The following is an 11,296-nucleotide window of genomic DNA, read 5'->3' on the forward strand; positions in this document are numbered from 1 at the left end:
ATATCTTTTAAGTTTTTTGCTGTATAATTTATATTGTGATAATATTGGTTAGTTTTTTTAAGAAGTATATAAAAAACACTCTTTTTTCACTGTGATTTTTGATGAAAAAAGAGTGGTTTTTTTTCTATTTGTATTTAAAAGCTAACATACTGAGAGGAGGTAGGTTCAATTCTATAGAATTCTCACGATTATTCCATTCTAAAGTATTTGATTGTAATTTTGTGTTTTTATAATTACCAGTACCAAAATATTTCTTTTGATCACTATTAAAAACTGTTTTTAAGTTACCTGATTTAGGTAAACCAATTCTATAATTCTCTCTAGGAACTGGTGTAAGGTTTAAAACGATAATTATATTATCTTTTTCATCTTCGCCTTTTCTAATATAAGATAAAACTGAATTCTTATGATCGCCAAGATCTATCCATTCAAAACCTAAATAAGAAAATTGTTTTTGATGTAAAGCTGGTTCTTTTCTGTAAAAAGTATTTAGATCTTTTACAAGTTGTTGTGCACCTTTATGAACATCATACTCTAATAAATGCCAGTCTAAACTTCCTTGAAAATTCCATTCGCTCGTTTGCCCAAATTCACCACCTTGAAATAATAATTTTGTACCTGGATGAGTATACATAAATGAATACAGCACTCTTAAATTTCCAAAACGTTGCCATTCATCACCAGGCATTTTACTAACTAAAGATTTTTTACCATATACTACTTCATCATGAGAAAGAGGTAACATAAAGTTTTCCGTAAATGCATAGTTTAAACTAAAGGTTAACTCGTTTTGATGGTGTTGTCTGTAAATTGGTTCTTTTTTAAAATAATCTAAAGTATCATGCATCCAACCCATCATCCATTTCATACCAAAACCTAAACCACCATCATAAATTGGTCTAGAGACTTTAGAGAATGACGTGGATTCTTCTGCAATAGTTTGTACATCAGGAAAAGATGCATAAACTTCTGTATTCATTTCCTTGATAAAATCTATGGCTTCTAAGTATTCTCTTCCTCCATATTTATTAGCTTCCCATTGACCTTCTTCTCTAGAATAATCTAAAAATAACATAGAAGCTACAGCATCTACTCTTAAGCCATCTGCATGAAATTGATCTAACCAAAATATGGCATTACTAATTAAAAATGCTTTTATTTCGTTTCTCCCATAATTAAAAATTAGACTTTTCCAGTCTTGGTGATATCCTTTTCTTCTATCTGGGTGTTCGTATAAATGAGAGCCATCAAAATAACCTAGACCATGATCGTCTGAAGGAAAGTGAGAAGGAACCCAGTCTAAAAGAACTCCAATTCCTTTTTCGTGAAATTTATCTACTAAATATTTAAAATCATCTGGATAACCAAAACGTGCTGTAGGTGCAAAGTATCCTGTTAATTGATATCCCCAACTTGGGTCATAAGGATACTCCATAATTGGCATAAATTCTACGTGAGTAAAATTCATGTCTGCAACATAGTTTACTAATTCTTCTGCAAGTTCTCTATAACTTAAAAATCTATTTTCTTCTATTTGTTTTTTCCAAGAGCCTAAATGAACTTCATAAACAGAAAAAGGTGCATCTAGTGCATTGTTTTTCTTTCTGTTTTTCATCCATTTTTTGTCTTGCCATTTGTAATCATCTGACCAAACTTCTGATGCTGTTCTTGGAGGATGCTCACATCTTCTTGCAAACGGATCTGCCTTTTCTGTGGTTACATTATTATGTGAACTTTGTATTTTGTATTTGTATTTAGTTCCTTTACCAATACTTGGTATAAAGCCTTCCCAAATTCCACTTCCATCCCATCTAACATTTAATTGATGATCTGACTCTTGCCAAAAATTAAAATCTCCTATTACAGAAACTGATTTAGCACTTGGTGCCCAAACAGCGAAATAAGTTCCGTTTTCATTATCAAGTGTGGTTATGTGCGATCCAAATTTTTCGTATAAACGATAATGATTACCTGCTTTAAATAAATTTATATCAAACTCTGTAAATAAACTGTGTACTTTAACTTTTGGCATGTATTTTTTTATAAGTAGGTATTATTAAATAGATGTTCCTTTTGGTATTGTAGCACCTTTTTTTACAACAACAATACCGTCTTTAATTAAATAATTATCGGTTTCATCATCTTTTAAATGAGCGCCACCATTTATAGTAACATCATCTCCAATTCTACAGTTTTTATCTACGATACAATTATTAATTGTACATCTATCTCCAATACCTAAAAGGTTTTCTATTTTATTATTTTCTATGTCTTCTAAAGTTTCATAAGAGTCATTACCCATCATATAAGTATTGGTAACAACAGAACCTTTACCAATTCTTGATCTTACTCCAATTACGCTTCTTTCAATTTTATCTGCATGTATAATACATCCATCAGAAATTACAGATTTATTTAATAATGTTCCAGAAATTTTAGATGTAGGTAAAATTCTGGCTCTTGTATAAATTCTATTGTCATCGTATAAATTAAATTTAGGAATTTCATCTGTTAATCCTAAATTTGCTTCAAAGAAAGATTCTATTGTACCAATGTCTGTCCAATATCCTTCGTATTGATAACTTGTTGTTTTATGATTATGTATAGCATTCGGAATTATTTCTTTTCCAAAATCTATAGTATCTGGGTTTTTCATTAATTCAACTAAAAGGTCTCTATTAAATATATAAATACCCATAGAGGCTAGGTAATTTCTACCTTCACTTTTCATTTCATCACTTACATCAGAAGTCCAATCTGGTAATAATGATTCGTCTGGTTTTTCTATAAATGATGTAATTGTATTTTCGTTATCTGTTTTTAAAAGTCCAAAACCAGTTGCTTCTTTTGCTGTAACAGGATAAGTTGCAATTGTAATTTCTGCTCCACTTTCTTTGTGTTTTTTAACCATATCTTGCAGATCCATGTTATATAATTGGTCTCCAGAAAGTATTAAAGCGTATTCAAAATCATTTTCTAAAAAGTGGTGCATACTTTGCCTTACAGCATCTGCAGTACCTTGAAACCATTTATCACTTTGCATGGTTTGTTCTGCAGCTAAAACATCAACAAAAGCTTGACTAAAAAAACTAAAGTGATATGTATTTTTTATGTGTTTATTTAAAGAAGCAGAATTAAATTGTGTTAATACATACATTCTTTTAATGTTAGAATTAATACAATTAGAAATTGGTATATCTACTAATCTGTATTTACCAGCAATAGGTACAGCAGGTTTGGACCTGTCTGCTGTTAACGGATATAGTCTAGAACCTTGACCACCACCTAAAATTATTGATAATACACTGTTGTTAATCATAGTTTACTTTTTTAAAGATTTATATAAGTTTATATATTCTTGTGCAGAATTATTCCAAGAATGATCGATTGACATTATTTTTTTTGAATTTTTTACAAATTCTTTTTTATTTTGATAAAAGGTATTTGCTCTACGTATTGCATTAGTAACATTATTTACAGAAACACCATTATGGGTAATACCAAAGCCATTGGTTTCTTCTAAATCTATTATTGTGTCTTTTAAACCTCCAATTGCATTTACAATTGGCATTGTACCATATCTTAAAGAATACATTTGATTTAAACCACAAGGTTCTACTCTAGATGGCATAAGTATAAAATCTGCACCTGCATAAATAATATGAGAGAGTTTTTCATCGTAACCAATATAGGCGTTATAATTATCTGTGTTTAATAAAGCTTTAAGTTGTTTTTCTGTTTCTTTATTACCTGAACCTAATAAGAGTATAGAAATATCATTTTCTGCCAAAGATTTTTTAAATATTTCTGGGAATAAATCACTACCTTTTTCGCCAACTAATCTTCCTATAAAAGCAAAAAGAGGTTTGTTTATATCTAAATTAAACTCGTTACAAAGCCATTCTTTATTTGTCTTTTTACCAGAAATTACTGTAGATTTTGTGTAGTTTTTTATGAGATAACTATCAGTTTCTGTATTCCAAACATTCCAATCAATACCATTTAAAACCCCTAAACATTTATCACTTTCATGATTTAGGAGTGTTTCTAATCCGTTTGCGTTTTGTTTTAACTCGTTCATGTAAGAAGGAGAAACTGTAGTTACAGCCCAAGCGCATTTAATTGCTGCTGCTAAGGGATTTATTATACTATTCCAGTCTAATAAACCAACGTTTTGAAAATTAAATTCAGGTATTAAATACACTTTTCTATGAGAAAACCATCCTTGATATTGTGCATTGTGAATAGTTAAAATAGTAGGTATAAATTGTAAAGGTTTATACTTGTATGATTGTTTAATCATAAAAGGGATTAAACCTGTGTGATGATCATGAACGTGAATAATATCTGGGTTTTTTTCCCAAGATAAAATCCAATCTAAAACAGCAATTTGAAAAGCTAAAAAACGCTCTGTATCATCTGAAGAATAAACATACTCTTTATATATTAATTCAGGTATATCTACACAATATAAATCAAAATCTAAATCGTTATTAGTAAGTTTTAGTATTTTAAAATTTAAGGTATCGTAACCCAAAACTATTTTACTATCATGAACTATATCAAAGCTATTGTTTTGGGTAAACTTGTTGTTGTAAAAAGGCATTACAACATTACTATTTACATTAAGTTCTCTTTGGTATTTAGGTAAAGCTCCTACAACATCTGCTAAACCACCAACTTTTGCAATAGGATAACATTCTGCACTTACATGTAATATATTCAAAATATAATTTTTAATTTCTGATTTAAAATTACAAAAATTATATTTATTAATGGTAAAGTTTTAAATTATTTATATAAATTTAATTATGAGTTAAATTTATTATCATATTAATGAAAATTGGTTTATAATATGATACATATCATTATTTGACTATTATGATGTTTTATTAAATAGTTGTATTTATTTTAAGAAATTACATGAATGTTTCAAGCTAATAATTTTATAGTTTTCACTATAATTTATACTGTATTTTTGTTTTGTTAAAGTTATAATCTCTAACTAGAATTAGCTATTTCTGTGCTTATTAATTTCGTCTTGTAACTCTCTTCGTAATTTTTGTTCTCTTTCTATAGATTTTTTTCTATGATTTTCAAATTCTTGTTCAACATCAATTAAATTATTTTGAGCTTGTTTTGTTAAAACATTACTTCTAGAAAATTTAAAAATAAAGTAAAATAACGCTAATAGTGAAATAACGATAATACTCCATAGTACAAGGTTATATGTTACTTTGCTAAGTTGTATACCAAATAATGAAATAGAGTTTTCTTTTAAATTAGATACTTCTAAATCTGTTTTTGTTTTAGCGAGAGTTTCTTTTGTCTTTTTTATGTTTTCTCTTTCGGTTTTTAGTAAGTTTTCTTTTTCTAAGATTAAGTTTTTAGCATCTTGTAAAGAATCTAAAACATTGCTTTTAAGCTTTAAAAATTTTTCTTTATCTATAACTTTGTATACCTGGTAAGTGGTAGAAATTCTATAAATTTTATCAAACTGACCTTTTAAAGAAGTGTCTTCTGGCTTAGTTTGTTGTTCAGATTGTTGAGAGAATATAGCAGTACTTATAAAAAGTACAGAAAAGAACAGTGTTTTAAATCTCATAATGTTGTTATTAAAAGTGTAAATTTATGAAAAAAACCCAAACAAAATGTTTGGGTTTTTAATATAAGCAAGTATTATTATTTATTTAATTTTATCTACAACTGCCTTAAAAGCTTCTGGGTTGTTAACTGCTAAATCTGCTAAAACCTTACGATTTAATTCGATATTGTTAGCTTTTACTTTTCCCATAAACTGAGAGTAAGACATTCCGTTTAAACGAGCTGCTGCGTTAATACGCGTAATCCATAATGAACGAAAGTTTCTCTTGTTGTTTTTACGGTCTCTATATGCATAAAGCATACCTTTTTCAACCGCATTTTTTGCTACTGTATAAACGTTTTTTCTACGTCCAAAGTAACCTTTTGCTGCCTTCAAGATTTTTTTTCTTCTATTTCTTGAGGCTACTGAATTTACTGATCTTGGCATAATTTCAATGTGTTTTGTAGTAGGCGATTCAATTAAGAATACTTTGTTTTTTGCCTAACTCCATGGTTAATAATAAAATTCCCTGGTTAAACTTATTATTTTAAGTTTAACATTTGTTTAATGCTAGGCTCATCTGCTTTATGTACTAAAGTATCATGAGTTAGCTTTAATTTACGTTTTTTAGACTTCTTTGTTAAGATGTGACTTTTAAACGCGTGCTTTCTTTTTAATTTTCCAGTACCAGTAACTTTAAATCGTTTTTTGGCGCTAGACTTTGTTTTCATTTTAGGCATTTCTCCTTCGTTTTAACTTGCTTAATATTTTTAGTTTTAAAGTTGAAGGTTTATAAAGCATCAATGTTAAGTATGCACAAAACTTTGATACTTTAAGAACTTTTATACTTTAAGAACTCTATTTTATTTTACTTTTTTGGGAGCAATAAACATAATCATACGTTTACCTTCTAATTTTGGTAACTGCTCCACCTTACCATAATCTTCTAATTCTTGCGCTAATTTTAATAATAAAATTTGCCCTTGTTCCTTAAAGATAATAGAACGTCCTTTAAAGAATACGAATGCTTTTAATTTAGCTCCATCTTGTAAAAACTTAATGGCGTGCTTCTTTTTAAATTCATAATCGTGTTCATCTGTTTGAGGACCGAAACGTATTTCTTTAATAGTCACTTTTGTTGCTTTAGACTTTAAAGCTTTTTCACGTTTCTTCTGCTCATACAAGAACTTCTTGTAATCAATAATTTTACAAACAGGTGGTTTTGCTTTTGGTGAAATCTCTACCAAATCCAATTCCTGTTCTTTAGCTAATTCTCTAGCTTTAGCTAAAGGATATACACCAACTTCAACATTGTCGCCTACCAGACGAACTTCCTCAACATATCTTATTTTTTCATTAATTCTATGTTGATCTTCTTTGATTACTCTTAGTGGTCTTCTCGACCTGCTTCTACGTATTGCTATGACTTATAAATTTAAATTTAACTTATTTATTTTTTTTACTGATGTTACTCAGTATGTACTTTTTTGATGAAACCCTAATATATTAAAATTTCTTTAATGTTTTGTCTTCTTCTTCTTTTATTAAGGTAATAAATTCTTCAATTGTAAAAGTACCTATATCTCCTTCACCATGTTTTCTAACAGAAACTGTGCCATCTTGTTCTTCCTTTTCACCTACAATCAACATAAATGGTATTTTGCTCACTTCTGCATCACGTATTTTACGTCCAGTTTTTTCACTTCGACTGTCTACGAGGGCGCGAATTTCGGAATTTTCTAACGATTCTAAAACTTTTTCTGTATATTTTTGATATTTATCACTGATTGGCAATAAGATAACTTGATCAGGAGTAAGCCAAAGTGGGAAATTACCCCCTGTATGCTCCAATAAAACAGCTATAAAACGCTCCATAGAACCAAATGGAGCTCTATGAATCATTACTGGTCTGTGTTGTTGGTTATCTGCACCTGTATATGTCAAATCAAAACGTTCTGGTAAATTATAGTCTACTTGAATTGTTCCTAATTGCCAACTTCTGCCTAAAGCATCCTTAACCATAAAGTCTAACTTAGGACCATAAAATGCAGCTTCACCAGTTTCAATAACTGTAGATAGACCTTTTTCTTCAGAAGCTTCAATAATCGCAGCTTCTGCTTTTACCCAATTTTCATCCTTACCAATATATTTTTCAGGTTTTTCAGGATCTCTTAAAGAAATCTGAGCCTTAAAATCATCAAAACCTAAAGAATTAAATACATACAGTACTAAATCAATAGTAGCTTTAAACTCTTCTTTTAATTGATCTGGTGTGCAAAATATATGAGCATCATCTTGTGTAAAAGAACGTACACGAGTCATACCATGTAATTCACCTGATTGTTCATACCTGTACACTGTTCCAAATTCAGCATAACGTTTAGGTAAGTCTTTATAAGAAAAAGGTTTAAAGTTGTATATTTCACAATGATGTGGACAGTTCATAGGTTTCAATAAAAACTCCTCATCCATTTTAGGAGTTTTAATAGGTTGAAAGCTGTCTTCTCCATATTTTTCGTAATGTCCAGAAGTTACATATAGTTCTTTCTGACCAATATGTGGGGTTGCTACCATTTCGTATCCACCCTTTTTTAAAGCTTTCTTTAAGAAATCTTCTAAACGTTGTCTTAAAGCAGCTCCTTTTGGTAACCATAAAGGTAAGCCAGCACCAACTTTCTGAGAAAAAGTAAACAATTCTAATTCCTTACCAAGCTTTCTATGGTCACGTTTTTTAGCTTCTTCTAATAAAGCTAAATATTCAGTCAACATTTTTTGTTTCGGAAAACTTATTCCATAAATTCTTGTTAACTGATTATTCTTTTCATCACCTCTCCAGTAAGCTCCAGCAACATTCATTATTTTAATAGCCTTTATAATACCAGTATTAGGTATGTGGCCTCCTCTACATAAATCAGTAAAAGTGCTATGGTCACAAAAAGTAATATCTCCATCAGTTAAGTTTTCTATTAACTCAACTTTATATTGATTGTTTTCTTTTTTATATTTATCTAAAGCATCAGCTTTAGATACTTCACGCATTTTAAATTCGTGTTTACCACGAGCAATTTCAAGAAACTTCTTTTCAATTGCAGCAAAGTCTTTTTCAGAAATGATTTCATCACCTAAATCCAAATCATAATAAAAACCATTATCAATAGCAGGTCCAATAGTTAATTTTGCATTCGGATGAAAACTTAATATAGCCTCTGCCAAAACGTGAGCAGAAGAATGCCAAAAAGCTTTTTTACCCTCAGCATCGTTAAATGTAAATAAAACTAGAGTTCCATCTGTGGTTAAAGGTGTGGTTGTTTCAACTGTTTCTCCGTTAAAACTTGCAGAAATTACGTTTCTTGCCAATCCTTCACTTATGCTTTTAGCAACATCAATAGGAGTGCTGTTTGCAGTGAACTCTTTAATACTTCCGTCAGGTAAAGTAATCTTTATCATTTAATGTGTCTTATTTTAAGGCTGCAAAGATATTAGAAAACTATTTTTCCTACAATATATATATGTACTTACTTGTGATTTTTAATTTTTTTATGGTGTTCCCCTTCTTTTAGTCGGGTCAGGCTTTCCGCACTCGCTTTTTTTTGTTTCTTTTTGGAGTATTGAGTTATCTTATTATAGATTAATTTACATAAAACGAACTAAAATTTCCTTAGATAACAAAAAAAGAGCTCAGACAACTCCTACAATCCTTAACACAAGGTTAGTCGTTTGAGCTATGCTTGTGTTAAAGGAAAAGACTATCTTAAAAAAAAAAGATTAAATTTTTAAAATTATTTTTGAGTTAAACATCTTGTTTTAATGTACTTATATAAATTGCAAAAAATAAATTAAATATTTTTAAAATAATTCCTTGTGGGATTAGAAATGGGTTGTATATTTGCACCCGCTAAGCGAAAAACGAAATACATTTTTATGTTAGTTTATTAGTTTATCAGAGTTCATTGAGAGATTGTTTTTGTTAGATGAAGTTTAACTGTTTTAATTTTTTCGTTTAAAAAATAAAGATTAAAAAAAGTTTTAATTTATTAGTGTTGGGAGAGATATTNTTTTTATTTATATAAGTTATAGAAATTTGTCGAAATTTGCTTTTTTTATGAAATATTCTAGTGTATTTTCGTTTAAAAATTAGTAAACTAATAGCCTAAATGAGAATTTTATTTATTTTATATATATTAAGTATAAAAAAACTCATCAAATAACTTTTGATGAGTTTTAAATATTAGTTTAAATCGACATTACATTGCAACCAAGTCACCTGTAACATCTTTTGAGGGTAATTCAGATTTTCCCATTAAATATAAATCTACTTGTCTTGCTGCTTCTCTACCTTCTGAAATTGCCCAAACGATTAATGATTGTCCACGACGCATATCACCTGCAGTAAAAATGTAAGGAACGTTAGTTTGATATTTTCCATACTCTGCTTTATAATTAGATCGAGCATCTTTATCTATTCCTAATTTGTCAGATAATGTACTTTCTGGCCCTGTGAATCCAAGTGCTAATAAAGCTAGATCACAAGGCCAAGTTTTTTCTGTGCCTGAAATTTCCATTAATTGAGGCCTTTGACCTGGTATCATTTTCCATTCTACATTAACAGTTTTAAGAGCAGTTAATTTTCCATTATCATCTTTTACAAATTCTTTTGTATTGATTAACCAATTACGTTCTACACCCTCTTGATGAGAAGAAGAAGTCTTTAATTGTAGAGGCCAAAATGGCCATGGAGTTGAAGGAGAACGATGGCCTGGAGGTTTAGGCATGATCTCGAAATTTACTACTGATTTTGCTCCATGTCTATTAGATGTACCTATACAATCTGAACCAGTATCTCCACCACCAATAACAATTACATCTTTATCAGTAGCCTTAACTTGGTCTTTGATTTCAGCACCAAAAACTACTTTAGTTTGTTGTGTTAAGAAATCCATAGCTTGTACAACACCATCAGCATCAATACCTGGAGTAGGTAAACTACGTCTTTCTGTTGCTCCACCACATAAAACAATGGCATCAAAAGCTTTTAAATCTTTTACATCATAATTAACACCAACATTTACGTTGGTTTTAAAGATTATTCCTTCTGCTTCTAAAATTGCAACTCTTCTGTCAATAATTCCTTTTTCCATTTTAAAATTAGGAATTCCATATCGTAACAAACCACCAATAGCATCATCTCTTTCAAAAACAGTAACTATATGACCAGCTCTGTTTAATTGTTGTGCAGTTGCTAAACCAGCAGGTCCTGAACCTACAACAGCAATAGTTTTTCCTGTTCTAGATTTTGGGGGTTGTGGTTTTATCCATCCTTCTTTAAAAGCACGTTCTACAATGTTTTTTTCAATATTTTCAATAGATACTGGGTCTTCAATAATACCTAAAACACATGATTTTTCACATGGAGCAGGGCATAATCGACCTGTAAATTCTGGAAAATTATTTGTTGAATGTAATAACCAAGATGCTTTTTGCCATTCACCTTGATGTACCATATGATTAAAATCTGGAATTAAGTTACCAAGTGGACATCCACTATGACAAAAAGGAATTCCACAGTCCATACAACGTGAACCTTGTTTTGTTATTTCTTTATCAGAAAGCGGAACTGTAAATTCTTTATAATCTTTTATACGATCTTTTACAGAAGTATATTTTTCATCCTGTCTTTCAAATTCTTTAAATCCTGTTACTTTTCCCATGACA

At 29.8% G+C, this 11,296-nt stretch carries 9 protein-coding genes; all 9 read right to left on the bottom strand.

Annotated elements, in window-relative coordinates; translation table 11 throughout:
* Window positions 1–124: 124 nt before the first annotated feature.
* The gene (gene glgB, locus ACJJVK_RS09315; protein WP_405565446.1) at window positions 125–2,032 is read right to left on the bottom strand and encodes a 1,4-alpha-glucan branching protein GlgB; all 1,908 of its coding nucleotides are present in this window, start codon (window positions 2,030–2,032) and stop codon (window positions 125–127) included.
* A 24-nt stretch (window positions 2,033–2,056) separates the two neighbouring features.
* On the bottom strand, window positions 2,057–3,319 hold the full coding sequence (locus ACJJVK_RS09320; protein WP_405565449.1) for a glucose-1-phosphate adenylyltransferase: 1,263 nt from the start codon (window positions 3,317–3,319) through the stop codon (window positions 2,057–2,059).
* Between the two features lie 3 nt (window positions 3,320–3,322).
* Entirely contained in the window at window positions 3,323–4,726 is a 1,404-nt protein-coding gene (locus tag ACJJVK_RS09325; RefSeq protein ID WP_405565452.1) for a glycogen synthase, read from the bottom strand.
* 285 nt (window positions 4,727–5,011) lie between these two features.
* On the bottom strand, window positions 5,012–5,605 hold the full coding sequence (locus ACJJVK_RS09330) for a hypothetical protein (protein WP_405565455.1): 594 nt from the start codon (window positions 5,603–5,605) through the stop codon (window positions 5,012–5,014).
* Between the two features lie 81 nt (window positions 5,606–5,686).
* Window positions 5,687–6,031, bottom strand: a complete 345-nt coding sequence (rplT, locus tag ACJJVK_RS09335) for a 50S ribosomal protein L20 (RefSeq protein WP_068355457.1) — start codon at window positions 6,029–6,031, stop codon at window positions 5,687–5,689.
* A gap of 95 nt (window positions 6,032–6,126) precedes the next feature.
* Window positions 6,127–6,324 carry a 50S ribosomal protein L35 gene (rpmI, locus tag ACJJVK_RS09340; RefSeq protein WP_068355454.1) on the bottom strand — a complete coding sequence of 66 codons (198 nt, stop codon included), beginning with the start codon at window positions 6,322–6,324 and terminating at the stop codon, window positions 6,127–6,129.
* A 123-nt stretch (window positions 6,325–6,447) separates the two neighbouring features.
* The gene (infC, locus tag ACJJVK_RS09345; RefSeq protein WP_405568345.1) at window positions 6,448–6,966 is read right to left on the bottom strand and encodes a translation initiation factor IF-3; all 519 of its coding nucleotides are present in this window, start codon (window positions 6,964–6,966) and stop codon (window positions 6,448–6,450) included.
* Between the two features lie 124 nt (window positions 6,967–7,090).
* On the bottom strand, window positions 7,091–9,031 hold the full coding sequence (gene thrS / locus ACJJVK_RS09350; RefSeq protein ID WP_405565459.1) for a threonine--tRNA ligase: 1,941 nt from the start codon (window positions 9,029–9,031) through the stop codon (window positions 7,091–7,093).
* A gap of 797 nt (window positions 9,032–9,828) precedes the next feature.
* Entirely contained in the window at window positions 9,829–11,292 is a 1,464-nt protein-coding gene (locus tag ACJJVK_RS09355) for a glutamate synthase subunit beta (RefSeq protein ID WP_215993422.1), read from the bottom strand.
* Between the last annotated feature and the right edge of the window lie 4 nt (window positions 11,293–11,296).

The organism is Polaribacter sp. Asnod6-C07 (assembly GCF_045063625.1).
Taxonomy (GTDB): Bacteria; Bacteroidota; Bacteroidia; order Flavobacteriales; family Flavobacteriaceae; genus Polaribacter; species Polaribacter vadi_A.